The 25,727-nt window shown below is 64.0% G+C and carries 22 protein-coding genes and 1 other RNA gene; 12 read left to right on the top strand and 11 right to left on the bottom strand.

The features are described from left to right. The 9 genes from F2P46_RS08860 to F2P46_RS08820 form a co-directional block, all read right to left on the bottom strand. Window positions 1–978: a hypothetical protein gene (locus tag F2P46_RS08860; protein ID WP_166887709.1), complete on the bottom strand. Its 978-nt coding sequence runs from the start codon at window positions 976–978 to the stop codon at window positions 1–3. Window positions 979–987: 9 nt separating this feature from the next. After that, window positions 988–1,779: a hypothetical protein gene (locus F2P46_RS08855; RefSeq protein WP_166887708.1), complete on the bottom strand. Its 792-nt coding sequence runs from the start codon at window positions 1,777–1,779 to the stop codon at window positions 988–990. A gap of 11 nt (window positions 1,780–1,790) precedes the next feature. Beyond that, window positions 1,791–2,189, bottom strand: a complete 399-nt coding sequence (locus F2P46_RS08850; RefSeq protein WP_229509177.1) for a DUF4150 domain-containing protein — start codon at window positions 2,187–2,189, stop codon at window positions 1,791–1,793. Between the two features lie 20 nt (window positions 2,190–2,209). Next, on the bottom strand, window positions 2,210–3,289 hold the full coding sequence (locus F2P46_RS08845) for a hypothetical protein (RefSeq protein ID WP_166887705.1): 1,080 nt from the start codon (window positions 3,287–3,289) through the stop codon (window positions 2,210–2,212). Next, window positions 3,286–4,401 (bottom strand): DUF2169 domain-containing protein, encoded by a 1,116-nt coding sequence (locus tag F2P46_RS08840; RefSeq protein ID WP_166887703.1) that lies wholly within the window; start codon window positions 4,399–4,401, stop codon window positions 3,286–3,288. Before F2P46_RS08840 ends, F2P46_RS08845 begins: the two co-directional genes overlap by 4 nt. An 11-nt stretch (window positions 4,402–4,412) precedes the next feature. Further along, window positions 4,413–4,901, bottom strand: a complete 489-nt coding sequence (locus tag F2P46_RS08835; RefSeq protein ID WP_166887701.1) for a DUF6484 domain-containing protein — start codon at window positions 4,899–4,901, stop codon at window positions 4,413–4,415. Beyond that, on the bottom strand, window positions 4,888–6,141 hold the full coding sequence (locus F2P46_RS08830; protein WP_166887699.1) for a hypothetical protein: 1,254 nt from the start codon (window positions 6,139–6,141) through the stop codon (window positions 4,888–4,890). Before F2P46_RS08830 ends, F2P46_RS08835 begins: the two co-directional genes overlap by 14 nt. A 277-nt stretch (window positions 6,142–6,418) precedes the next feature. Continuing rightward, window positions 6,419–9,244, bottom strand: a complete 2,826-nt coding sequence (locus tag F2P46_RS08825; RefSeq protein WP_166887698.1) for a M16 family metallopeptidase — start codon at window positions 9,242–9,244, stop codon at window positions 6,419–6,421. Window positions 9,245–9,281: 37 nt separating this feature from the next. Further along, window positions 9,282–12,137 carry an EAL domain-containing protein gene (locus F2P46_RS08820; RefSeq protein ID WP_229509176.1) on the bottom strand — a complete coding sequence of 952 codons (2,856 nt, stop codon included), beginning with the start codon at window positions 12,135–12,137 and terminating at the stop codon, window positions 9,282–9,284. 350 nt (window positions 12,138–12,487) lie between these two features. On the opposite strand from F2P46_RS08820, the gene ribBA reads away from it, so the two are divergent. From ribBA to nusB, 3 genes are all read left to right on the top strand, one after another. Continuing rightward, window positions 12,488–13,657, top strand: coding sequence for a bifunctional 3,4-dihydroxy-2-butanone-4-phosphate synthase/GTP cyclohydrolase II (ribBA, locus tag F2P46_RS08815; RefSeq protein WP_166887696.1), 1,170 nt, complete (start codon window positions 12,488–12,490; stop codon window positions 13,655–13,657). Between the two features lie 51 nt (window positions 13,658–13,708). Then, on the top strand, window positions 13,709–14,188 hold the full coding sequence (gene ribH, locus F2P46_RS08810; RefSeq protein ID WP_166887694.1) for a 6,7-dimethyl-8-ribityllumazine synthase: 480 nt from the start codon (window positions 13,709–13,711) through the stop codon (window positions 14,186–14,188). A 73-nt stretch (window positions 14,189–14,261) separates the two neighbouring features. Beyond that, window positions 14,262–14,732 carry a transcription antitermination factor NusB gene (gene nusB, locus F2P46_RS08805; protein WP_166887692.1) on the top strand — a complete coding sequence of 157 codons (471 nt, stop codon included), beginning with the start codon at window positions 14,262–14,264 and terminating at the stop codon, window positions 14,730–14,732. A gap of 217 nt (window positions 14,733–14,949) precedes the next feature. Here nusB and F2P46_RS08800 read toward each other — a convergent pair whose 3' ends face one another. Further along, complete coding sequence (locus F2P46_RS08800) at window positions 14,950–15,726, bottom strand: lytic transglycosylase domain-containing protein (RefSeq protein ID WP_229477281.1); 777 nt, start codon at window positions 15,724–15,726, stop codon at window positions 14,950–14,952. 578 nt (window positions 15,727–16,304) lie between these two features. Between F2P46_RS08800 and ubiD the strand changes: the two genes are divergently transcribed. The 9 genes from ubiD (at window position 16,305) to F2P46_RS37565 (ending at window position 25,320) form a co-directional block, all read left to right on the top strand. After that, complete coding sequence (ubiD, locus tag F2P46_RS08795; RefSeq protein ID WP_166887688.1) at window positions 16,305–17,789, top strand: 4-hydroxy-3-polyprenylbenzoate decarboxylase; 1,485 nt, start codon at window positions 16,305–16,307, stop codon at window positions 17,787–17,789. A 10-nt stretch (window positions 17,790–17,799) separates the two neighbouring features. Next, window positions 17,800–18,318 (top strand): hypothetical protein, encoded by a 519-nt coding sequence (locus F2P46_RS08790; RefSeq protein ID WP_166887686.1) that lies wholly within the window; start codon window positions 17,800–17,802, stop codon window positions 18,316–18,318. A gap of 52 nt (window positions 18,319–18,370) precedes the next feature. After that, window positions 18,371–18,469: signal recognition particle sRNA small type (gene ffs, locus F2P46_RS08785), an RNA gene on the top strand. Window positions 18,470–18,630: 161 nt separating this feature from the next. After that, entirely contained in the window at window positions 18,631–20,784 is a 2,154-nt protein-coding gene (locus tag F2P46_RS08780; protein WP_166887683.1) for a DNA polymerase III subunit gamma/tau, read from the top strand. Window positions 20,785–20,830: 46 nt separating this feature from the next. Then, the gene (locus F2P46_RS08775) at window positions 20,831–21,157 is read left to right on the top strand and encodes a YbaB/EbfC family nucleoid-associated protein (protein WP_166887680.1); all 327 of its coding nucleotides are present in this window, start codon (window positions 20,831–20,833) and stop codon (window positions 21,155–21,157) included. 16 nt (window positions 21,158–21,173) lie between these two features. Next, entirely contained in the window at window positions 21,174–21,764 is a 591-nt protein-coding gene (gene recR, locus F2P46_RS08770; protein WP_166887677.1) for a recombination mediator RecR, read from the top strand. Next, a complete protein-coding gene (locus F2P46_RS08765; RefSeq protein ID WP_166887675.1) occupies window positions 21,764–22,984 on the top strand; it encodes a CaiB/BaiF CoA-transferase family protein in 1,221 nt (406 codons plus the stop codon). Before recR ends, F2P46_RS08765 begins: the two co-directional genes overlap by 1 nt. Before the next feature lie 109 nt (window positions 22,985–23,093). Continuing rightward, on the top strand, window positions 23,094–24,230 hold the full coding sequence (locus tag F2P46_RS08760; protein WP_166887672.1) for a glycosyltransferase: 1,137 nt from the start codon (window positions 23,094–23,096) through the stop codon (window positions 24,228–24,230). Then, window positions 24,211–25,320 (top strand): DUF2334 domain-containing protein, encoded by a 1,110-nt coding sequence (locus F2P46_RS37565; protein ID WP_368737899.1) that lies wholly within the window; start codon window positions 24,211–24,213, stop codon window positions 25,318–25,320. Before F2P46_RS08760 ends, F2P46_RS37565 begins: the two co-directional genes overlap by 20 nt. Here the strand turns inward: F2P46_RS37565 and F2P46_RS08745 are convergent. Further along, window positions 25,260–25,544 carry a hypothetical protein gene (locus F2P46_RS08745; RefSeq protein ID WP_166887669.1) on the bottom strand — a complete coding sequence of 95 codons (285 nt, stop codon included), beginning with the start codon at window positions 25,542–25,544 and terminating at the stop codon, window positions 25,260–25,262. The genes F2P46_RS37565 and F2P46_RS08745 overlap by 61 nt on opposite strands. Between the last annotated feature and the right edge of the window lie 183 nt (window positions 25,545–25,727).

Genomic DNA, 25,727 nt, shown 5'->3' with positions numbered 1-25,727 from the left:
TTAGATATTGTCGGGATGATCGATGCGCTTCCAGTGCATCCCGTCGAACACCGACAGCCAGCGCTTGGCCACCACTAGCATCTGCCCATGCCCGGCATCCAACGCCCTGCATTTGAAATTTCCCTGTCCTGTCTCCACGTAACGTAATTCGTCCTTGTCCAGCCGGTAGAGACCTTTCAGGCCGCCGACGTAAAGATGCCCGTCAAACCAAGTAGCCGCATAAAAATTGTCATGTATGCCCGTATGCAAAGCATGGAAATGGTTGCCTTTCCCTCGGACCAGCACTCCGTTGTTTCCGCCAGCATAAACAAACCCATCCCCCGCGCAGTGCACGCAGTTGAGGTCAACATTGGTCGGCTTTTCTGCCTGAAGCCACATATTCCCGTCGAAGTAAAAAATCAACCCCTCCCTGCCTACACAAAAGATAGCGGCTTCGGAGTATCCATCGACGGCGCACATGTCGCGTTGGGTAATATCATCGGCTTCGAGTGCTTCAGACAGTGGCATGCCTTGCCTTAAATAGTCACCTAATCCTGTGGTCTTTAAGCCGTTGTCAAACGCCACCCATTTCCCTGCTGCGCGTTGCATGACTTTGCCGCCATATCCACATAGATATAGGCTAGTCCCGATTTGGTTGATGTCCGTTAACGAAGGTATTCCGTGTCCGTTTTCAGCACCTGGAAGAATTTCATCGATCAAATTCTCACTTCCTGGTACATAAAATCCAACAATGCCCGAGCTTTCTTCCAGTGCTACGTATGCACGCTTCATGTCTCCGGCAAAGTTGGACATGACGCAGACTGAGCTTACTTGCCAGTTTCGGTCTTGATAAAACCACTCCCCATCATCAAACCATTGAAGACGACCATGGTCGTACTCATCCATGGGTTGAGCGTCCATCCGCGTAGACGTGAAAAAATAGTCATTTTCGATAATGCAACCGTCTAAGAATTCCACCGAAGCTTGACTTTTGGCCATACATCGCTCCTATCGCAAAGGTTTTTTCTGAGAACCACTGGAGAGTATTTCAACAAATCTTTCCATTGTTAACCCACTCTGGCCGTACGGGTCGGCTCTAAGTAATGTGTCTTTTTGTAATCCCAAATTCTCGTGCCGCATGCGCAGGGTATCCTTAATTTTGTTTGCGTTGCAAGCTGTCACTCTTGATACCGACTTGGCTCCGAGGGTTTCCAGTTGATCGAGAGTAGCGGTCCATTGTGGCCTGGCTTCTTCTCCGAGGATTTTCTCAGCCCCGTCGTAAATTTTGTGAATGGCAAGGTGTTCTTCTTCCGATACGCAAATGCATTGCCCCTTGCCCTCATCCATCTTGTCCGCGTAATAATAACCTCCACCTCGCCCGGGCAAGTATTCATCCAAAATCGAATCGAGAATTGGACCCAATGATACTTTCCCGGTTTTGGGGCCGCGCGTGCCAGGAGAGCGCCAGCTCCGATCGGGAACAATATGATGGGAGCGACCATCTGGACACTCTTTTTGCGCATCTTTGTACGAATAGATCTTGCATTTGTCCTTCTCCTCGTCATTTTGATTATCCCTGTGGCGATTCGTTGCCACGTTCAATAAACTCAGCAATGCCAAGTAATAGTCCAGGGGGCCGAGCAGTACAGGCCCCTTCGGCGGCGCTCCGGGGCTGGCAGGCAACTCGTCCACCGGAAAACCGCCCGGCGGCCGTGGCGCCGGCAATCTCGGCGGCCCTTTTCTCACCAGCACGCCAGCCCCCGCCTGCTGCCCCACAGCCCCTTGAGCCAGGATAGACATCGTCGCCGCCCTTAAGTTTTATGGTTGTGGCTCATGAGGTCAAGATGTCGCGGCACGTTATATCCCTCGACGAAGACGTTCGGCGACCACGACAAAAAATACGCTTTTCCCTTGATGACGCCGCTCTTGATTCCCTTCCTGAATGCCTCGGTGGCCGGCTCGTTGCCGGTACTGGTCGCGATCCGGCTCTTGTCGCGCAGCGCCACCGGCTCGCCATACATGAAGACACTGGTCGAACCGTTTTCCAGGTCGCTGATCCTGGCGGTGTTGGGGTAGGGGACCGGCACGCCGATCCTGGCCGGCCCGGGCGGGCTGCCGCACACGTCGGGAAAGGCCGCCGCGCTCATGCCGGCCTTGGACGCCTTGCCGGCAATCGACATGCTGTTGGCGTAAATTCTGAACATGGCCATGGACCATCCTTTCCCTATGATCAGGCTGAAAACTCTCCAAAACTGAGCAGGGCGGCGCTGCGTTCCCCTTCATCGCTCGCCATCAGGCACAGCATGTTGTACGACGGCGCATAGCCCTTGTGCGCGGACGCATAAGCCCACGCCAGCGCCAGCAAGCCCGCCGCCGCGCCGGTCTCGCCAAGACTGTCGGCCAGCATCCACAAGGGCGTGGCGGAGACATTCATGCGCGCTGCCGCAAGCGCGAATTCTTTCGCATAAAAGTCTTCGCTGGACTGGCCGCTGATGCGCAAGCCCACGCTGCCCGAATCGGCCGGCAATCCACCCAGCGCCGTGTTGATGGCTGCGCTCAAGGCAATCGCCCTGTTCGGCGCTGCGCCTCCGATAACGGCCAATTCCCGCGCGATTCCCAGGCCGGTGCAGAACAAGGTGGCCTCTGGCGCAGCGGGAGCTGTCGACCGCCTGTTGCTGAAACGTGGCGCGACCTGCGTTATCTGGTCCGGGCGCGCCACCAGCAGCGCGCATGCTGCCTCGCCCGGAATGAATCCGTGCGTATTGACGGACGAGAGCACCCGCCCGGCCCTGTGCATGGCCAACAAGGTATCCGCATTGGCATACGAATCGACGGCGGCAATCAACACGAAGGGATGCGACCTGGCCAGGTCAAAAGCCTCGTTGAGGGCCATCGCGGCGCCAGCCTGGCCGTACGCATACACCCGCGACTGTGCCGCAAAGCGTCGGCCGAGCGCCTCCTCGACGCCCGCACGCAAGACCGAATCGAGTGCCGCGATGCGTCCCGGCCGGGTCACTTCGGCCAGGCACAGGAGCAGTGGAATGCCCTGCGTGTCCAGGTGCGGCAAACCGTCGAGGCATTCGCCGATCGCGCGCGCCAGCATCGCGCCATGCTTGTCGATGGCTGGCGCGCGGTGGGCTTCCCATCCCAGCCTGACCAGTGCCGCCGTTATCGGCTCGCCACGGGGATCGATGAAGGGCAGGTCGTTAAAGTCGTTGAGCCTCGTGCGCAACGCGGCAAAGGTGGACGGCGCGTTCAGCCCTGCGGAGGTGACCGCGCCGGTGCGTAACAGGGCGAGCGGTTCGGTCATGGCGCATCCGCGTCAATGTCGCGTCGCCGGGATGGCAATTCATCGACCAGCACATCCAGCGCAATGTGAATGACGTGCCCCTTCGGACGTTCGCCAATTTCGATTGCACCGAATCGCAATATATCGTTGTCCAGATTTCTGACCACCCGCCACACGACCGTAAAGCGCTGCTTGTCCGGCTCGAAAACCAGGGTGTCGGCGCGGGCGGGCACGCGTTCGGCACTGCCCTGGCGTGGAGTAAGCGTGACGTGCATGGCCAGATCGGGGAGATTGAATTCGAGCCGGCCCGATGGCGTCAATGCCGGGTGCGTGAGGTTCACCAGCATCACGGCTTCTCCACCGCCAAGCTGCGCCAACTGCTGGTCTTCCGGCGCGCTCTGAAAATAGCGGGCGTCGAAATCAGGCGGCAGGAAAGGAAAAACCTGCTCCATCCATTGCGCGTCGTACGTGCCTGCATACTGAATGCGCGGCTCCCAATTGCGCCCCACCGGCCCGAAACTCAGTGGCGCGTATTTGCCGCCTGGGCTGGTGACCGGGTCGATCGGCGATTCTGTCTGCGCCACCGGCGATCCATCCGCAAATTTGCCGTGCGGGCGATAGCCGCAGCCGACCGGGTTGCGAGCATACGCGAATCGATCCGCTTCCTTTTCGGGATCGTTTTCCGTGCCGCCGTACGCAATGTCGTAGCTGATGGTTTGCCTGGTAAACGGTTCCGGCTTGCCGGCGCCCACGAACGCCCCGAGCAAATGGGTGCGCCACGGGCGCTTGCCGAGCACATTGAAAGCCTTGGCCATGCTCCCCACCCGCAGTCCTACCGGGACCACGCCCGCCGCAACGGCTCGTGGAGCGTAGGCGCTGCCCAGCAAAAGGACATCGACCTTCGGCTTGTCCAGGCAATAATCGCATTCGTACTCCGGGGCGCTCAAGCCAGGTTCGCCGGTCGCGGTATCGGCCAGGGTGATCGGAACCTGTTCTTCCATCGGCTCGGGCGACTCTCCAGCGCAGGGCAAGCGAAACGTCGCCTTGATCACCACCACCAGGCACTCGCTTCCCGCCTGATTGTGCATCGTCGTGTAGCCCGCGGCGAAACGGGTGTGATTGGTGAGATTCATGCCCGCGCCGTTCAGTTGAGAGAAACAGAGCCGCCCTTGATCCTGTTCTGGCCCGCTGCACGGGAGAGAATATGCTTGCCCCTGATTTCGATATTGCCCTGGGCATCGAGCGTGATGGAGGCGGCGCCGCACATCAGCGTAATTCGGCGCTGGGCGACCAGCACGAGTTCCTCGCCGTCGGCCACTGCCTGTAGCGGCAACGGCGCTACGCCGCCGTTCCGGCCTCCATCCGCACGGGGCGCGCGGACGATGCCCATGATGACAGGGGCTGCAGGGTCGCCGCCATCGAACTGCAGGGCGACTCGTGCGCCGATATGTTCGTGCCCCAGGTCGACCACGGTGAGGGCGGCCAGGGCGTCCCTGGTGCCGGCTTGGACCAGCGGGGCGCCATCGGCGTCGAATCCCGCCAGCACGCCCAGGACCATGCCGGACGCTTTGATGTCGTCCGGGCGTCTGGTGGTCGCGGCAGCGCTTGTTCTCGGTGGATTAGCTACGGTCATGGTCATCTCCTCGAAGTCGTTCCAGGCGCTGTTGTTGAATCCGCGCGGCGGCGTGCACGGGAAAGGTCGGCTCGCCCGGGTGCATCAGCGCCCGGTGAAGCGCAGCCAGTTCACGATGCGCTTGTTCGCCGGCAGACAAAACATGCAGAAGCCAGGGATCGGATACCGGCCTGCCCAACAGATAGCGCATATCGCCCGGATAACACTGTGCGTTAGCGTCCCACCATGTTTGCAGGCGGGCGCGATCCGGTAGCGGATACGCGGGCGCGTCCTTTGTCCGCAAGCGCGGCTCCGCGCGCACCATCCGGTTCGCATCCAGATCGAGGCCGGTGATCAGGCGCACCGATTCGCCGGCCAGCCGGGCTGCATTGCTGTCGTCGATCTGGGCAAGCAGCCAGGGAACATGCTGCCGGTCGCCGCTCCATCCGGCCGCCTGGATCGCCAGCGCGCGCTGTTGCGCGCACTGCATCAATGTCGCGATGTAGTTGTGTAGTTCGCTGCCCGACAGTGCCACGCAAAGCAGCTTCGCAACATCAGGAGTCGGCCTGGTTTGCGCGGCCGCATACGCATGCAGGGCTGGAATGGCCGCGTCGCGCCCGCCGAGAAGCAGCGCGCAGCGAGCAGCATTGAAAAGCGCCGGATGCCCGGGCGTGGCCTGGTCGAGAAAACCCGCTACACGTGGCAGGAGGGCGACTCTCCCACACTGTGCAATCGCATCGAATTCGGGCGCATCCGCTGAAGTGGCATGCGCCAGCAGGGCATCGTCGAGCCGACCGTCCGCAAGTGCGCGGTGAAGGTGGCAGTGGGCGAGGGCGGCAAGTCGGCAGGCGCCATCGCCGGACCTGATTTGTGCGTCAACCAGGCCGCTGACAGCGTGCGAATCGAACCATGCCAGCACGCCGTGCAGGGCATCGGCAAATCCGGGCTGGCCGGACAGGCGGGCAAGGGCATCATCCATCGCCTCGCGCGCCTCGCCCAGGAATGCGAGCGCCAACACGACAAAAGCATCGGCCCCGACGTCATGACAGCGGCGGCCGGCGGCCTTGTCGTACGCCGCCTCGGCCAGTTCCGTGGCGATCTCGCCCGCTTCATGCAGGCCGTCGAGATGCGCATCGATCGCGCCATCGATGTCGGCCAGCCGATCGAAGCGCAGGCGGACGTCGACGATCTCGCGGCGTCGGCGCCACCACGTGGTCGCCACATCGGTTACATGCTGCGCTACGATCGTTGGATTGGTCACTTGGGCACCGTGAAAGCATGTCCTAAGATAAGCTTTTCACAGTGTGGCGTAACTAACAGTAATACGAGTAAAGGCCGGTGTCAAAAGGCCGGTGTCAGGCCGGTGTCAGGTCTGACATTCGGACACGTCCTCGTCTGTAATTCCGCCTGCCGCGCGCCTAAGGATGAGCTCGTGTCCGAATGTCAGACCTGACACCCGGTGGTGGCCGTAATTCCGCCTGCCGCGCGCCTAAGGATGAGCTAGTGTCCGAATGTCAGACCTGACACCGGCTGGTGGCCTATTTGTTTTCCGGGTACAGCACCACCTGCACGTAATTGTTCATGTCGAAGTAGCGCTGGGCGGCCTGTTTCAGTTGCTCCGGCGTGATGGCATTGACCTTTTGCGGGTACGCCAGGATCTCGGCCGGATCGCTCCCCTGCAGGTGCGCCGTCTGCAGGCGGTTAAGCCAGTAGCCGTTCTCGCGCAGCGCCTTCTGGTGGTTCTGCAGCCAGTTTTGCTTGACCTTGTTCAGGTCAGCCAGGTCCGGTCCTTGCTCCTTCATGCGCGCCATCTCGGCCATTGCGGCGGCGATGACCTTGTCCACATTTTCCGGCCCGGTCGGCAGCGATGCGGTCACGGTGTAGTTCTCGTACGGGTATTTGCTCAAGCCCCCGCTCATGCCGCCGCCGTATATGAGCGCCAGCTTCTCGCGCAGGATGTCGGTGATGCGGATGTTGATCACTTCCAGCATCGCCTGCAAGCGCATCGCCTCGTCATCCGAATACGGCGCTTCGCCGCTGAAATTGATCGACACGTTGCTTTTCGCTTCGGTCCCGCTGCGCACTTCCTTCTTCACCACGCCGCGCACCGGACGCACGCCCACATCCTTGTAGCCCACCTCGATCTCGCCCACCGGCAGCGCGCCGAGGTAGGTCGCCAGCAGCGGTTTGACCTTGGCCAGGTCAAAACTGCCAACCAGGATGAACGTCATGTCCCGGGCGCTGAAAAAGCGCGCGCGGTACACCGCCAGCGCGCGCTCCAGATCGAGCTTGTCGAAGTCGGCGGGGCGCGCGGTGCGTGCCACGCGCGGATTGTCCTGGTACATGGTGCTGATCAGCGTATCGCGAAACACCGATTCCGGCTGCGCCATTGCGTTGCGCGCCGCTTCGACCTGCTTGCCCACGAAGGACTTGTACAGGTCCGCGTCGCGCCGCACGCCGGTCATGCGCAGGTACACCAGTTGCAGCATGGTCTCGATGTCGTCGTTGGCGGCGCTGCCGCTGATGCCGTCCACGTGGTTCCCCAGCGTCAGGCTGACCGTGGCCGCTTTCCCCGCCAGGATTTTTTGCAGGTCGAGCGGCGAGTAGTCTTTCAGTCCCATCGTGCCCACCACCGCATTCGCATAGCGCGCGTTGACGATGTCGGCGTCGCCGAACAGGCTCTGGCCGCCGAAGCGCACGGCGCTCATCATCACCTGGTCGTTGCGGAAGTCGGTCGGCTTGAGGATCACTTTCACGCCGTTCGACAAGGTCAGACGGGTCAGCCCCAGTGCCTTGTCTTCGCTCTGCGCGACGATGCCCCCGCCCGCCGGCGGCTTGTACATCAGCTCCGTGGCCAGCGTCTTTTGCTCCTGCGCGCGCACCGTCACTTTTTCGGCCTGCGCCACCGCCGCCAGCAACTGGGCGCTGGTTGGCGCCGGGCTGTCTTCCCTGGCGCTGCCCATGTACACGACCAGCTTGGCCGACGCGGATGCTGCGGGAATGGTGGCGCGCGCGTAGCGGTTCATGTCGTCGAGCGTTATCGCCGGCAGCAGTTCGCGCACGTAAGCGAATTCGTTGGCGATGCCGGGAATGCTTTCCTGCTCGAGGAAGTTGCGCACGTATTCGCCGACATAGCTGCCCGAGTCGGTCTTGTCACGTTCGTTGTAGGCCAGTTCGTACTGGCGCATCATGTTCTTGCGCGCCCGTTCGAATTCCTGGGCGCTGAAGCCGAACTGGCGGGTGCGCGCATTTTCCTGCACCAGCGCGTCGATGGCCGGCGTGGCGCCGCCTTTGCCCAGCGCCGCCGAGGCGTTGAACGAGGTGTAGCGCGGCGTCAGTTTACCGACCGAGCTGGCGCCGGCCATGAACGGCGGATTGGCCTGCTGCGCCAGTTCCTGCATGCGCTGGCCCAGCATGCCGGTAAACAGCGCCTCGACCAGTTTTTCGCGATAGGCGCCGAAGGTGCCCTTGTCGATCGATTCCTTCACCGGGTAGCGGATCAGCAGCGCGTTGGACGACGCTTCCTTGTCGGTCACCACAAGCGCCTCCGTGTGGGCGCGCGTGGGAATGGCGGCGTAGGTGCGCGCGCGTGGCTTGGCCGGGTTTTTCAACTGCCCGAAGTGCTGCTTGATGAGGCGCTCGGCGTCAAGCGGGTCGATGTCGCCCACCGCCACCACCGCCATCAGGTCGGGCCGGTACCAGTCCTTGTAGAAGCGCCGGATCGCTTCGTGCTTGAAACCCTTGATGATGTGTTCCTGCCCGATCGGCATGCGCTGCGCGTAGCGCGAACCGTTGTACAGCTTGGGCATGATCACCTTGTTCATGCGGTCGGCCGCGCCTTTGCCAAGCCGCAGTTCTTCCAGGATGATGCCGCGTTCCTTGTCGATGTCGGCCGCGTTCATGGTCAGCCCGCCCGCCCAGTCTTCCAGCACCAGGAAGCCCTTGTCGATGTTGTCGCGGTTATCGGTGGGGATCGGCAGGATGTACACCGTCTCGTCGAAGCTGGTGTAGGCATTCAGGTCGGCCCCGAACTTCACGCCGATCGACTGCAGGTACGACACCAGTTCGTGCTTCTTGAAGTTGGTCGAGCCGTTGAAGGCCATGTGTTCGGTGAAGTGGGCCAGGCCCTGCTGGTCGTCGTCTTCCAGGATCGAGCCGGCCTTGACGACCAGGCGCAGTTCGAGCTTTTTCTCGGGTTTGCCGTTTTTCTGGATGTAGTAAGTCAGTCCGTTGGCTAGCTTGCCCACCTTGACCTGCGGTCCTGCCGGTATCGCGTCGTCCAGCTTGATGGCGGCCTGGGCGCTTAGTGCGAACGCCATCAGGAGGGTGGCCGCACAAGCGGATCGAACGGAATACTTGGTCATTAGCGTCTCTGCAATGTTTTCTGGTAGAGCGCGGATTCTACTCCTTCGCCCGGTCTCCTACCGGAAGGGGCTGTGGCACGGGCAGCGCCAGGCGCGCGGCCGACGCGATCAGCGCCGCCATCGCGTCGGCCGCCAGCGGGCGGCTGAACAGGTAGCCCTGCACTTCGTCGCAGCCGATGCGCTGCAAGAAGGCCAACTGCTCCTGCGTCTCCACGCCCTCGGCCACCACCGACAGCGACAGCCCGTGCGCCAGGGCGATGGTGGCCTGGGCGATGGCGGCGCTGCGCGGGTCGGTGATGATATTGCGTACAAAACTCTGGTCGATCTTGAGCTTGTCGAGCATGAAACGCGACAGGTAGCCGAGCGACGAATAGCCGGTGCCGAAGTCGTCGAGCGAGATCGATACGCCCATGCCGGTCAGTTCGGCCAGCTGCACTTCGGCCGCTTCGCTGTCGCGCATCATGACGCTTTCGGTCAGTTCGATCTCCAGGTACTGCGGCGCCAGGCCGGACTCGCGCAGCGCCTCGCGCACCACGGCCGGCACGGTGCCGGCGGTGAACTGGTGCGCCGAGACATTCACCGCCACGCGCAGCGGCGCCAGGCCCGCGTCCTGCCAGGCCTTGTTCTGCATGCAGGCCTGGCGGATCACCCAGTTCCCGATCGGCAGGATCAGGCCCGTATCCTCGGCCAGCGCGATGAAGTCGCCCGGGCCGACCTGGCCCAGTTCCGGACTGCTCCAGCGCAGCAGCGCTTCCATGCTGCAGATGCGGCCATCGCCCAGCGAAACCTGCGGCTGGTAGTGCAGCGACAGTTCGTTGCGTTCGATGGCGCGGCGCAGGTGCGTTTCGAGCGCCATCCAGCGCAGCGCATGCGCGTTCATCTCGCCCTTGAAGAAGCGAAAACCATTGCGCCCCGCATCCTTCATGTGCGACAGCGCCACGTCGGCCGCTTTCAGCAATTCGCTCGGATTGGCGCCGTCGCGCGGGTAGATGCTGATGCCCACGCTGGTGGTGACGATCAGTTCATGGCCGTCGGCGTGGAACGGCTGGGCGATTTCGTCGATCAGGCGGCGCACCGCGACGATGATGGCGTCTGAGTCCAGGCATTCGGTCAGCAGCAGCACGAATTCGTCGCTGCCCAGGTGCGCCAGCGAGTCGGCCGGACCGGCCAGCAGGCCCGCGCGGCGCGCCACTTCGCGCAGCAGGGCGTCGCCGGCTTCGTGTCCCAGGCTGTCGTTGATGCGTTGCAGGCGGTCGATGTTAAACAGCAGCAGGGCGATCTGGCGGTCGCCGTGGCGCGCCGAGGCGATCGCCTGCTGCATCCGTTCGGTCAGCACCGAACGGTTCGGCAGCAGGGTCAATGGATCGTGGTTGCTCAGGAAGTCGACCTGGTGGTGCGCCGCCTTGAGCGCGCTGATGTCGCTCGACACCGACACGTAGGCGTCGATCTCGCCGCCGGCGCCGCGCACCGCGTTGATGCTGATCCGCTCCGGGTACACCTGGCCGTTCTTGCGGCGGTTCCATATCTCGCCGCGCCATTGGCCGGTGCTGGTCAGGCTGACCCAGATCGCGCGGTAGAAGGCCGTGTCGTGCCGCCCCGAGCGCAGCAGGCGCGGATTGCGGCCCAGGACGTCCGCTTCGCTGTAGCCGGTAATGTGTTCGAAGGCCGGATTGACGGCGATGATGTCGGCATGCGCGTCCGTCATCATGATGCTCTCTTGCGTGCTCTCGAGGATGCGGGCCGACAGGCGCAGCCGCTGTTCGCTCTCGCGCAGGGCGCGGTCGGCCTGCTGGCGCGCGGCCGCCTCCAGCTGCAATTGGGCGGCGTGGCGCTGCACCACTTCGTACAGGCACAGGTTTTCGTAGGCCACCGCCAGCTGCGCGCCGAGCGTGACGCCGATGCGTTCATCTTCGTGGCTGAACGGTTGCGCACCGGCCCCGCGCGTGCAGTACATCCAGCCATACAGCTGGTTGCGGTCGCGGATCGCCAGTCCCAAAAAGCCGTCCGCCGCCGGATGGCCGGCGGGCAGGGCGGCCTGGCCCTGCACGCGCAGCGCCAGCGGTTGTTCGAGCAGGGCGCCGGGCAGGCGCTGTGGGTCGAGCGCGGCGGCCATCAAGAGCTCGCGCCCGACGCCGAGGGTGCCCAGGTGGCGCACGCGCTGTTCGCCGCTGTCGAGCAGGCACACGGCCACGCAGTCGGCGTCCAGGATCGCGCTGGCCGCCTGCAAAAACACGCCGAGCATGGCGTCGGCATTACGTTCGCCGGTCAGGCGCAGGCTCATTTCTTCCAGCGCGGCCAGGCGCGCGGCCACGCTGCGCAAGCCGCTCATGCGCTCGCCGAGCAGGCTGGCCAGCTCGGACCCGAGTGCGGGATTGGCGACCGCGTGGCGATCGAGCAGGGCGCCGAGCGCATGGCGTGCCGACACCAGGGCGTCGTCGATGCTGCTGCCCAGGTTCGTGCCCACGGCCGCTGCCGCTGTCATTGCAGCGGCGCCGATGGTGCCGGCGCGCTCGCCCGCCTGATGCGCCAGTCCCAGCTCGCCGTGCACGGCGGCCAGGATGTCTTCCGGGTCGGCCGGCTTGGCCAGCACCCGCGAGACGCCGCAGCTGCGCGCCAGCGCCATCGTTTCGCTGACCGCGTAGATGGCCGAGTAAAAAATCACGCGGGTGGCGGCCAGTTCCGGGTCGGCGCGCAGCTGCTGCACGAATTCGTAGCCGTCCATGGCCGGCATCAGGATGTCGGTGATGATCAGGTCCGGACGCTCGGCGCGCACCTGGGCCAGCGCGTGCGCGCCATCGTAGGCTTCGAGCAGGCGGTGGCCGGTGTGGCCGAGCAGGGCGCTCAGGTAGCGCCGGTTCGACGGCCGGTCGTCGACAATCAGGATCGTGGACATAGACCATGCTCCGGTTGCCAGGATCGTGCGCGGGGGTGGTCGTGAAAGCGTGCTGGCATAGTGGCTCCGGGCCACGCTCCGGCAGGCGAAAGACGGAAGGCGAGGCCTGCAGTGATAATAATGCAGGTCGGCGCGCGCTCCGGAAATTTGTTTCGGATCGTTTTAAAAAGGGTAACATTCCCTTATCATTTCAAGCATATTGTTGTCCCAGTGCAACGAATTAGCAGGCCGACAAGTGCCGGCGGGATGGGGCGCCAATATCTTCCCAAGCTTAGGTCAGTTGAAGTCGGGTAAATCCTTTAAAATAGCGGATTACGCTCCAGCAGCTTTCCGTCTCCGAGGAACATGTCATGTCAATCTCCAGTACCCCCGAAATCGTCGAAGAATTGCGCGCAGGGCGCATGGTCATCCTGGTCGACGAAGAAGACCGCGAAAATGAGGGGGACCTGGTGCTGGCGGCCGATTTCGTGACGCCTGAAGCGATCAATTTCATGGTCAAGCACGCGCGCGGCCTGGTTTGCCTGACCCTGACCGAAGAACGCTGCAAGCAGCTGAATCTGTCGATGATGACGTCGAGCAACGGTACCTTTTACGGCACCAACTTCACGGTCTCGATCGAAGCGGCCGAAGGCGTCACCACCGGCATCTCGGCGGCCGACCGCGCCAAGACCATCCAGGTGGCGGTGGCCAAGAACGCCAGCCCGGCCGATATCGTCCAGCCGGGCCACATTTTCCCGCTCAAGGCCCAGCGCGGCGGCGTGCTGATGCGCGCCGGCCACACCGAAGCCGGCTGCGACCTGACCGAGATGGCCGGCCTGACCCCGGCGTCGGTCATCTGCGAAATCCTCAAGGATGACGGCACCATGGCGCGCCTGCCGGACTTGCTGGAATTTGCCAAAGAACACAATCTGAAAATCGGCACCATCGCCGACCTGATCCACTATCGCGGGCAGAACGAGTGCCTGGTCGAGCGCATCGCCGAGCGCACCATGCAGACCGCCTACGGTCAATTCCGCCTGATCGCCTTCCGCGACAAGCCGAGCGGCTCGGCCCACCTGGCCATGGTGCATGGCGATCTGGCGCCGAACCTCGATGCGCTGGTGCGCGTGCATCAGCCGGTCTCGATCCTCGACCTGCTCGACAGTGAAGCAACCACCCACTCGTGGACCATGGCGTCGTCGATGCAGGCGATCAAGCAAGCCGACCGTGGCGTGATGGTGCTGCTCAACTGCGGCGAGACGGCCGAGCAACTGTTTGCCCAGTTCGCCGCCCTCGACGCCAACAGCAAGCCGACCGGGCGCGCCGCCAGCATGGACTTGCGCACCTACGGTATCGGCGCCCAGATCCTCAAGGACCTGGGTGTGGGCAAGATGGAATTGCTGGCCAGCCCGCGCAAAATGCCTTCCATGACCGGTTTCGACCTGGAAGTGACCGGCTATCGCGCCAGGCCCGATGGCGCGTCGCATAGCGCGTCGCCTGGCGCGTCGCACGGCGAGCCGTCCGCCAAGGCAGCCGCCTGAAGCGGTACACTCCATATTCAATCACACACATATATATAGAAGGGGTCTGCCATGACCGTAGGAACTTATGAAAGCAATCTGACCGGTGCAGGCCTGCGCGTTGGGATTGTCCAGGCGCGTTTTAACGCCGATGTGGGCCACGGCCTGCTGTCGGCCTGCCTGGCCGAACTCAAGCACCTGGGCGTGACCGACGAAGACGTGCTGCACGTCACCGTGCCGGGCGCGCTCGAAATCCCGCTGGCGCTGCAGAAAATGGCTGAAACCCAGCAGTTCGACGCGCTGGTCGCGCTCGGCGCGGTCATTCGCGGCGAAACGTATCACTTCGAGCTGGTGTCGAACGAATCGGGCGCCGGCATCACCCGCATCGGCCTCGACTATGGCATCGCCATCGCGAATGCCGTGCTCACCACCGAAAACGACGAGCAGGCTGAAGTGCGCATGGCGGAAAAAGGCGCGGAAGCGGCGCGTTGTGCCGTCGAAATGGCCAACCTGCTGATCGCACTCGAAGAGCTGCAAGCCGACGAAGACTGATTCCGGGCTGTCAGCAACACATCGTCCAGAACACGTTTTAAGAACAAACGGTAATAAAGAAGGTAAGAAGACCATGACAGAGAAAATCTTGCACGCCAATCCCAGCAAGAACCGCACGCCGCGCCACCGGGCGCGCGAGTTCGCCTTGCAGGGCTTGTATCAATGGCTGCTGAACAATGAAGACGCCACCACGGTCGTGAACAACATCCGCGCGGCGCACGGCTTCGAAAAAGCCGACGCCGACCACTTTGCGGTGCTGTTGTATGGCGCGATCAAGGATTCGGTGGCCTTGCGCGAGGCGTTCGCGCCGCTGATCGACCGCGGCGTGGCCGAGTTGTCCCCGATCGAGCACGCGGTGCTGCTGATCGGCGCGTTCGAGCTGAAAAACAACCTGGATATTCCTTACCGCGTTGTCATCAACGAAGCGGTCGAGCTGACCAAGTCGTTCGGCGGTATCGACGGCCACAAGTACGTCAACGGCGTGCTCGACAAACTGGCGCCGAAGCTGCGCGCCGACGAAGTGGCGGGCGACACCCGCCGCTAAGGGGTCAGACCCCGGTTTTTCAGTTAGGGGTCTGACCCCGGTGTGAGCTCCCAGGGATCAGACCCCGGTGTCAGCTCCCAGGGGTCAGACCCCGGTTTTTCGGTTGGGGGTCTGACCCTGGTGTGAGCTCCGCCGCAGAACCCCGGTGCCCGCCCACAAAAAAGCCCGATGCAAGCATCGGGCTTTTTCACATCCCACTATATATATAGTGCAGCAATCACAAACCGGCGATCTGTTCCTGCGATGCCTTCTCCGCCATCACCGGTTTCGGTGCGGCCGGCGCGGTAAACGTCGGCACTTTCTTGCCGCTCGCCACCAGCTTGAGCTTCTGATACTCGTTCATCACGCGCGAGCCGTAGCCCTGGTCGGTTTCGAACGCCGCGGCGCCCACGTACGTCTTCAGGCCGGCTTCCACCGAACCGCCGCGTTTCACGTATTCCTTCAGGATCAGCGAACCGACGCGGATATTGGCCACGGGATTGAGCGCAGCCCGGGTCCCGCCCATGTCCTGGAACTTTTCGTGGTGAATCTTCGACATCACCTGCATCAGCCCCTGCGCGCCCACCGGGCTCTCGGCAAAGGGATTCAAGCCCGATTCGATCGCCATCACCGCCAGGATCAGCAGCGGATCGAGCTTGATTTCGCGCGCCGTCGAATAAGCGGTCGAGACCAGCATGTCGGCGGCGTCGCCGGCGACGCGGTAGCGCTTGGACAGCCAGGTTGTCACAAACTCCTGCTGCTTGCGGTTGGCCTTGATGGCCTTGTCGTCGAGCGCCAGGATAGCCGGCTGGTTGGCAATGAGCACGGCCGGAGCGGGTGCGGTCATCAAGGCCGACAGGCCGGGCGCCTGCACGGGCGCGCGCGCGACGACGGGCGCCGGCTTGACCGGCTGGGCCAGCATCTGCGAGGCTTCATGGGCCAGTTCGGGACGCAGGTACAGCAAAGCCATCATGGCCAGTGCGGAAACACCAAAGAACGTCAGTGTGTGTTGCATCGTGGTCAGGAGACCACGCGCCGTTTTGCTCACGGAAGACCACGTGACTGGCTGGCATGCCATTGTTTGGGCGAGCTTTGCTGTCGCCCCGTTGAAACGATGTATCATCGAATTCCCCTTTGTCGCGGAAAAAGCCGTCCCTACACCGCGCGTTGGCGCAGCGGGCTGACAAATGCCGTGCATCAGAAATATCGTCCATCGCCGCCGCTCGGGCACGCGATTAACGCCGTCATTGCTCGCTTGGGCTGGTCGTTCCCTGTGGTATTGGACCAGTAGCTAAACAACTTTTTCGGGGGAGAAGGCAGACGCCTATTGAAAACACTCCTTAAAATGTCATTGGGGCCCCGACCCCGTGAAGTTATGAGACAGGCTAGAATCGTGTCCGTGGACAGTGCCTGCTCATCAAGTAGGGCGAATTGTAGAAGCGGGTATATACTAAGTCAATACTAACACAAACCTTCTATATTACTTTTAGATCTAGCTTTTTCTGCTGCATTGCAGCAAAGCCCTATGAAATCAATAACTTGGCATGGCTAATTGAACAACCATGCTTACATGAAAAAAAGAATTAAAAACCGATGAACTATGTAGACTTGCGCGATTTCATGTCGAAAATGCAAGAAATGGGCGAATTGAAGCGCATTTCCTTGCCTGTTTCGCCCTATTTGGAGATGACGGAGGTGTGCGACCGCGCTTTGCGGGCCGCCGGACCAGCCATTTTGTTCGAAAAACCGACCGGTCATACGATTCCGGTGCTCGGCAATCTGTTCGGCACGCCGCGCCGGGTCGCGCTGGGCATGGGCGCCGACGACGTGAGCGAGCTGCGCAAGATTGGCCATGTATTGGCGCGCCTCAAGGAGCCGGAACCGCCCAAAGGCTTCAAGGACCTGATGGGCCTGGGGTCCCTGGTCAAGGCCGTGTGGGACATGTCGCCCAAGGAAGTGCGCGGCGCCGCCTGCCACGATATCGTCTGGGAAGGAGCCGACGTCGACCTGGCGCGCCTGCCGATCCAGCATTGCTGGCCGGGCGACATCGCCCCGCTGATTACCTGGGGCCTGGTCATTACCAAGGGCCCTAACAAGAAGCGCCAGAACCTGGGCATCTACCGCCAGCAGGTCATCGGCCCGAACAAGGTCATCATGCGCTGGCTTGCGCACCGTGGCGGTGCGCTCGACTTCCGCGAGCATGGCATTGCCACCAAGGGACAGCCGTATCCGGTGGCCGTCGCCCTCGGCGCCGATCCGGCCACCATTCTCGGGGCGGTCACCCCGGTGCCGGACAGCTTGTCCGAATACCAGTTCGCCGGCTTGCTGCGCGGCAGCCGCACAGTGTTGACCCGTGCCATCGGCAGCGACCTGCGCGTGCCGGCCTCGGCCGAGATTGTGCTCGAAGGCCATATTTACGCCGATCCGAGCCATCCGACCGGCTACGAACATGCGCTCGAAGGGCCGTTCGGCGACCATACTGGTTACTATAATGAGCAGGATAGTTTTCCGGTGTTTACCATCGACCGCATCACCATGCGGCGCGACCCGATTTATCACTCTACGTATACAGGCAAGCCGCCCGACGAGCCGGCCGTGCTCGGCGTGGCGCTGAATGAAGTGTTTATTCCGCTGCTGCAAAAGCAGTTCAGCGAAATCACCGACTTCTACCTGCCGCCCGAAGGCTGCAGCTACCGCATGGCGGTGGTGCAGATGAAAAAGCAGTACGCCGGCCACGCCAAGCGCGTCATGTTCGGCGTGTGGAGCTTCCTGCGCCAGTTCATGTATACCAAGTTCATCGTGGTGGTCGACGAGGACGTCAATATCCGCGACTGGAAAGAGGTCATCTGGGCCATCACCACGCGGGTCGATCCGATGCGCGACACCCTGATGGTCGACAGCACGCCGATCGACTACCTCGACTTTGCCTCGCCGGTCAGTGGGCTGGGCAGCAAGATGGGCATCGACGCCACCAACAAGTGGCCGGGCGAGACCAACCGCGAGTGGGGCACCACGATCAGCATGACGCCCGAGGTGAAGGCGAAGATCGATTCGATCTGGCAGGAACTCGGTATTTAAGGAGCGCCGCATGCAGGAGTTGGACGTGGTGGTCGACTTTGGCGGCATGGTCCTGTTCGACTGTGCCGGGCTGGCGGCGTTTTACGGCGGCGTCAAGGAAGGCGCGAACCTGTATGCGCGCTTGACCGGCACCGACGAGGGCGAGCGGGTGGTGGAGCAGGGCATCGTGCTGCCCATCATCGGCATTAACGACAGCAGCTACCGCGTGATCGTGCGCCTGGCCGGGGAAGCGTCCGCCATTCCTGATCAACTGATCGTTGTAAGAAACGCGTCGTTCCCGCTGCGCGTGACGGAGCGGCTCATCATTGCAGACCTGGCCGTGTTCCTGGAGTGGTATCCCGAGCAAGGGTGGCAGCGGGTCGATGTTGCGCCGGGATGCTACGCGGTGGCGGTCAACGGCTTTCGCAAGGTGGACAATAACGTGGTGGTCGACTTCGGCTTTGAAATCGTCCTCACCTCCGCCGCCACGCTCCCTGCCATGAGCGCTTCGTTGCAGCAAGACATGCAGGTGCTCGGGCTGCCAGCGTAGGGGCGTGCAAGCTGTTTCCCACAAATCGTTCCGGTCGGTTATAATTGTCGCTGGCGGGCCCCTGCGCATTGTGGCATGGCTAACCTGGTCAGGTCGGGAACGAAGCAGCCACGGCCGTTAACCATAAGTGCCGCAGATCAGGCTCGCCTCTTTCGATCTTCCAGACCGCCGTACCTCGGTTGCCACTCCCCAATTCCTTTGTAAATCAGCGCTTGCACAAGCGGCGGTTTCGCATTCGCGCGCGCTCTTGCTACAATTGCCTTTTCGGGCAGCGGGAAGCCCCCGCGTTCGCTATCTACGGTAAAATTCAGCATGTCCTATCAAGTCCTCGCCCGCAAATACCGTCCCAAGAATTTCGACACGCTCGTCGGCCAGGAGCACGTGGTGCGCGCCTTGACGCACGCGCTGCAAACCGGCCGCCTGCACCACGCTTATCTGTTCACCGGCACGCGCGGTGTCGGCAAGACGACCCTGTCGCGCATCCTGGCCAAGTCGCTCAACTGCATCGGCCCTGACGGCAACGGCGGCATCACCGCCAACCCCTGCGGCGTGTGCGATGCGTGCACCGCGATCGACGCCGGCCGCTTCGTCGACTATATAGAGATGGACGCCGCTTCCAACCGCGGCGTCGACGAAATGGCCCAGCTGTTGGAGCAGGCCGTCTACGCCCCGTCGAACGCGCGCTTCAAGGTCTACATGATCGACGAGGTGCACATGCTGACCAACCACGCCTTCAACTCCATGTTGAAGACGCTCGAAGAGCCGCCCGAGCACGTCAAGTTCATCCTGGCGACCACCGATCCGCAAAAAATTCCCGTCACCGTGCTCTCGCGCTGCCTGCAGTTCAACCTCAAGCAGATGCCGCCGGGGCATATCATCAGCCACCTCGATAACATCCTTGGCCAGGAAGGCATCAGCTTCGAGCAGCCCGCATTGCGCCTCCTGGCCCAGGGCGCGCACGGCTCGATGCGCGACGCGCTCTCGCTGACCGACCAGGCCATTGCCTACGCGGCCGGCGAAGTCACGCTCGACGCGGTGCAAGGCATGCTCGGCGCGCTCGACCAGACTTACCTGGTGCGCCTGCTCGACGCGCTGCTCGCGCAGGACGGCGCCGACCTGATGGCGGTGGCCGATGAAATGGCCAGCCGCAGCCTGTCGTACAACGGCGCCTTGCAGGACCTGGGCACCTTGCTGCACCGGATCGCGCTGGCGCAAAGCGTGCCGTCCGCCGTGCCCGAAGACCTGCCCGAACTGGCCGACATCCTGCGCCTGGCACAAGCCTTCGACGCCCAGGAAGTGCAGCTGTATTACCAGATCGTGGTCCACGGCCGCAACGAGATTGGCCTGGCGCCCGACGAATACGCGGGCTTTACCATGACCTTGCTGCGCATGCTCGCTTTCCGCCCCGGTAACGGTGGCGGCGAGGGCGCGCCGCCGGGCGGTTCGTCCGCCGCCCGTTCGCCGGCGCCCGCGCGGGCAGCTGCAGCAGCGGCTGCCGCCGCGCCTGCGCGAGCCGCGTCGGCTCCGGTCGCCAGCCATGCCGCCGTGAGCGCGCCGCCGCCGCGCATGCCGCCAGCGCCCGTACAACAAGCCGCGCCGCCCGCGCCTGTACAACAAGCGGCGCCGCCGGCCAGCGTACCGGCCATGAATTCGGCGCGCGCGGCGATTAATGCCGCCCTCGAAGCGGCGCGTTCGGCCAGCCGTGGGCAAAACTCGCCGCCGCGCCGTCCGACGGCGATGTCGAACCAGGCCGCCGCCAGCGCCGCCGCCTCCGCGCCGCCGGCTCCCGCAGCGGAGCCCGAGCCCGCACCCGCACCGAAGCCGCCGCCGTGGGAGCAGGGCGAACCCCAAGCCGCCGCGCCGCAGCCCATGCCGGCGCCACCGCCCGCGCCGCCGCTGCCCGAAGCGCACTATCCCGACATGCAGGATGACGGCGAGCCGCCGTCGTGGGTCACCGAATTTTCCGACGACACCGCCGTCGCGCAAGAAGCGCCGCCGGCAGCGGCCGCACGCGCTCCCGCGCGGCCGCGCCCCGCCTACGTCATCACCCCGGTTCCCGACCTCGACTGGGACGGCAACTGGCCCGCCCTGGCCGCCGGCCTGGTGCTGCGCGGCGTGTCGCAGCAACTGGCGCTGCAAACGGAACTGGTGTCGTGCGTGGTCGACGCTAAGGTCACCACCTTCAGCCTGCGCGTGCCGATCGACACCCTGCGCGCCAGCGGCAATACCGAAAAACTGTGCACGGCGCTGCAGGAGCGCTTTGCCAATACCAAGATCCACCTCGAGATCGACATCGGGCCGGTGTGGTACACCGCCAGCGCCGAAGCGATCGCGTACCGCGAAGAGTGCCAGCGCGTGGCCGAGGAAACCGTGGCCAACGATCCTTTCGTCAAGGACGTGATGCGCGACCTTGGCGCGTTCATCGTGCCCGGCTCGGTGCGTCCCGCCCCAAGCGCGCCGGCGTGAACCGAACCCCCTATTTTCTAATTCCTCAAATTTTCGGAGAACCACCATGATGAAGAACCAGCTCGCAGGCTTGATGAAACAGGCGCAAGCCATGCAGGACAACATGAAGAAGGCGCAGGAGCAGTTGGCGACCGTCGAAGTCGAAGGCCAGTCCGGCGCCGGCCTCGTGAAGATCGTCATGACGTGCAAGAATGACGTCAAGCGCGTCACCATCGACCCGTCGCTGCTGGCCGACGACAAGGACATGCTGGAAGACCTGGTCGCCGCCGCCTTCAACGACGCCGTGCGCAAGGCGGAAGCAACGTCCGCCGAAAAACTCGGTGGCCTGTCGGCCGGCATGCAGCTGCCGCCCGGCTTCAAGATGCCTTTCTGAGGCATAGTCCACCCACATGTCCAAATCGCTCGACTTCCTGACCGAAGCGCTGCGCCGCTTGCCCGGCGTCGGCCCGAAGTCGGCGCAACGCATGGCTTTCCACCTGCTGCAGCACGACCGCGAGGGCGCAGCCATGCTCTCGCGCGCGCTGTACCAGGCAGTCGACGCGGTGCATCACTGCGCGCTCTGTAACACCTTCTCCGAAACCGAGGTGTGCGACCTGTGCCTCGACGAGCAACGCGACAGCGCCTTGCTGTGCGTGGTCGAAACCCCGGCCGACCAGATGATGATCGAGCAGACCCTGACCTACAAGGGCCGCTACTTCATCCTCATGGGCCGCCTGTCGCCGCTCGACGGCATCGGCCCCAAGGACATCCATCTCGAAAAACTGCTGGTGCGCGCGGCCGACGGCGTGGTTGGCGAAGTGGTCCTGGCGACCAACTTCACCAACGAGGGCGAAGCGACCGCGCACTACATCAGCGAGATGCTCAAGGCGCGCGGCCTGAAGGTCAGCCGCCTCGCGCGCGGCGTGCCGGTCGGCGGCGAACTCGAATACGTCGATCCCGGCACCATCGCGCGCGCGATGCTGGACCGGCGCAGTACCTGATGACGGCGGCGGCTTCCAAAACCGGCGCGCTGGCCGGCGTCAAGGTGCTCGAACTGGGCACCTTGATCGCCGGTCCGTTCTGCGCGCGCATGCTGGCCGAATTCGGCGCCGACGTGATCAAGGTCGAAGCGCCCGACGGCGGCGACCCGATCCGCCAGTGGCGCATCCTCAAGGACGGCACCTCGCTGTGGTGGTCGGTCCAGTCGCGCAACAAGAAAAGCATCACCCTCAACATGAAAGATGAACGCGGCCGCGCCATCGCCCGCCAACTGGCGCTGGAAGCGGACATCATCATCGAAAACTACCGCCCCGGCGTGCTCGAAAAATGGGGCATCGGGTATGAAGCGATCAAGGCCCTCAACCCGGCCGCGATCATGGTGCGCCTGTCCGGCTTCGGCCAGACCGGGCCGATGAAAGACCAGCCGGGCTTCGGCGCCATCGGCGAGTCGATGGGCGGGCTGCGTTACGTGTCGGGCCACGCCGACCGCCCGCCGGTGCGGGTGGGCGTGTCGATCGGCGACTCGGTGGCCGCTTTGCACGGCGTGATCGGCGCCATGATGGCGCTGCGCCACCGCGACGCCACCGGCGGGCGCGTGGCCGGCGAAGGGCAGATGGTCGATGTGGCCCTGTACGAAGCCGTGTTCAACCTGATGGAGTCGCTGGTGCCCGAGTTCGACCACGCCGGCGTGGTGCGCGAGCGCACCGGCGGCGCGCTGCCGGGCATCGTGCCATCGAATACCTACACCACCGGCGACGGCGAGAACATCGTCATCGCCGGCAATGGCGACGCCATTTTCAAGCGCCTGATGCTGGCCATGGGCCGCATCGACATGGCGGGCGACGCGCAACTGGCGCGCAACGACGGGCGCGTGCCGCGCAGCGCCGAGATCGACGAGGCCATTCAAGCCTGGTGCGCCACGCAAAGCATCGACAGCGCGCTGGCGACCCTGAAGGCGGCCGATGTCCCGGCCGGCAAGATCTACTCGGTGCGCGACATGATGAGCGACCCGCAATTTCTCGCGCGCGAGATGTTCGAGCAGCACCATTTCAGCGATGGCACGCCGGTCAAGCTGCCGGCCATCACGCCCAAGCTGTCGGCCACGCCCGGCCAGACCCGCTGGCTCGGGCCGACGCTGGGCCAGCACACCGATGAAGTTCTTGCCAGCCTCGGCTACGATGCGGACGCGATTGCCGCCTTGAGGCAAGCTCAGGTGCTGTAAGGGCGCGTCCGCAAGCGCATCCCTACCTTGCGCACCGTCCGTTTGCGTGCGCTCAAACTTCCCGTCTTTTTCACTGCTATGGTGGGCTCTCCCAACTGAGCCCACCAGCATGCACCTCGTCGATATCACCATGTTTTATGCCGCGGAAGGCGGCGGCGTGAGCACCTATCTCAACGCCAAGGCCGCCTGGCTGGCGCGGCGCAGCCGCGTGCGCCACACCATCCTCAGCACCAACGTCGACAACCGCGCCGGCCCGCCCGCCTTGCGGCGCGTGCCGGCCCTGGCTGTTCCGGGCATGCACGGCTTTCGCGTGCCGCGCACGGTCGGGGCGCCTGCGCGCCTGATGCTCGGCCTGCAGCCCGACCTGATCGAAGCGGGCGACGCCTTCCACGCCGCATGGGCGGCCTTGCGCGTGCGGCGCCGGCTGGGCGTGCCGGCGGTGGCCTTTTATCACTCCGACCTGCAGCGCCTGGTGCTCGAACGCTTCGGCCCGGGCGCGCGGCGCGCCGCCGGCGCCTACCTGGCGCACCTGTACCGCCAGTTCGACCTGGTGCTCGCGCCAAGCCGGCTGATGGTGCACCAGCTGGCCGCCATCGGCGTGCAGGGCGCGGTGCACCAGCCGCTCGGGATCGACATCAACACGTTCACGCCGCAGCGTCGCACCGAATCGCTGCGCCAGGAACTGGGCGTCTCGCCCGACACCCGCCTGCTGGTCTACGCCGGCCGTTTCACCGCCGAGAAAAAGCTGGCGGTGCTGAGCGATGCGGTGGCCAGGCTCGGGCCGCCATACCACCTGCTGCTGATCGGCGGCGGAGGCGAGGCGCCGCGTTGCGCCCGCACCAGCGTGATCAGATTCCAGCGCGACCAGTGCGTGCTGGCGCGCCTGCTGGCCAGTTGCGATGTGCTGGTCCATCCGGGCGACTGCGAAACCTTCGGCCTGATCGTGCCCGAGGCGATGGCTTGCGGCTTGCCGGTGGTGGGAACGCGCGGCGGCAGCGTGGCCGAACTGATCGACGAGCGCACCGGCATCGTGGTTGAGCCGAACAGCGTCGATGGCCTGGCGGCCGGCATCGAAGCGATCTACGGCCAGGACCTGGCCGGCATGGCGCGCGCGGCGGCGCGCAAGGCGCGCGAGCAGTACGACTGGAACCGCATCATGCCGCAGCTGATGAACCGCTATGCCGGCTTGCTGGCGTCGCGCGCGCGCGCCGACCTGGAGGCCGAACGTGTCTGCGCCACCGAATGAGCATGATCGCGTGTGGACTGGCCCGGAGACGGTGCGCCGACCCGCGCCACCGGATCAGCGGGCCGCGCTGTGCGTCGTCATCCACGACGTGGCGCCGGCCACCTGGCCCGACTGCCTGCGCCTGTCGCAGGCTGTGCGCGAGGTCGCGGACGTGGCGTTGACGTGGCTGGTGGTGCCGCGCTGGCACGGCAGCGAGGCGCGTTCGCCGGTGTTCGAAGCGGCGCTCGACGGCTTGCTGGCCGACGGACACGAACTGGCCCTGCATGGCTACAGCCACCTCGATACCGCCGCGCGCTCAAGCGGCTGGCGTAGCCGTTTCCTGCGCGGGGTCTACACCGAAGGGGAGGGCGAGTTCGCCGCGCTGGACGTGGGCGAGGCGCGCCGCCGCATCGCGCTGGGGCGGGCGTGGTTCGACGCGCGCGGCTGGCCCGTGAGCGGCTTCGTCGCGCCCGCGTGGCTGCTTGGCGATGGCGCCTGGGAGGCGCTGCGCGCTTATCCGTTCATTTACACGACCACGTGGCGTCATTTTCATTGCTTGATGCCGAGGGAGGCGCAGTCAGGCCAGCCGCCATCGAGCCCGCAGCCCGCGCAGCCACAGCCACAGCCGTGCCCGGAGCCCGCGCAGCCGCAGTCCGTACCGCAGCAACGCGAACCGCAAGAGTCCGGTCTGCATCAATCCGCGCAGCTGCAACGCCAGCTTATGCCGCAGTCCTCAAAACCGTCGTTCCCGCGCAGGCGGGAACCCAAGTTCGCCGCGCCGATACCGCCTCGTCCCGAGGCCTTACTCTCCCCCTCCCTCGTGTACGCCGCGCGCAACCGCACCGGCCGCATCGTCTCCCCGCCCGCCGCTTGGATGCTCGCCTGGCTGCTGCGCGACGCGCCGCTGGTGCGCCTGGCCCTGCACCCGCGCGACGCCCGCCATCCCGCACTACTGCGCCACGCGCAAGCACTCATCGCGCACCTGCTGCAAACGCGCGTGGCGCTGACCAAGGCCGGCTTCGCCAGTCAATGGCCCAGCGTGGCCTGGCGTTACCAGTACGGCCCCCAATACCCGCCCAGCGACCAGTGCGAGCGCCCCAGCGCCCCATAGTAGTGCGGATAGCCATAGCGCTGCAGATCGTCGCGCGCGCTAAGCTGCAACACGCAATTGCGCCAGGTATCGGAGTTGGACGGATAGCCCAGCTTCGAGCACGCCGGCCCGTACACCACCATGGTGCGTTCCATCTCCGCCTGCGCCGCGGCGGCCCTTTGCTGTGGCGTGGCGCAGCCCGCCAGCAGCAGCGCGCCCATGCACACCGACATCAACTTATGCATCGAAATCTCCTTTGTGCGCGACCGTTTTGCGCGCGGTCGTGAATCTCCTTGATCTAGCTTAAGAGGGCGGCAGGGCAGGGGTGTGATCCATATCAAACCGCTCCGGGGAACCTCTTAGTTGTTCTAGTCTCGTATCGACGACGGGCGTCAACAATGTTTGCGCCGATCATGATTTTTCTGGCA

The organism is Massilia sp. CCM 8734, from assembly GCF_011682155.1.
Taxonomy (GTDB): domain Bacteria; phylum Pseudomonadota; class Gammaproteobacteria; order Burkholderiales; family Burkholderiaceae_D; genus Telluria_A; species Telluria_A rubra.
Note: the sequence above shows the minus strand (reverse complement) of the source record. Positions and strands in the feature narration are given on the sequence as shown.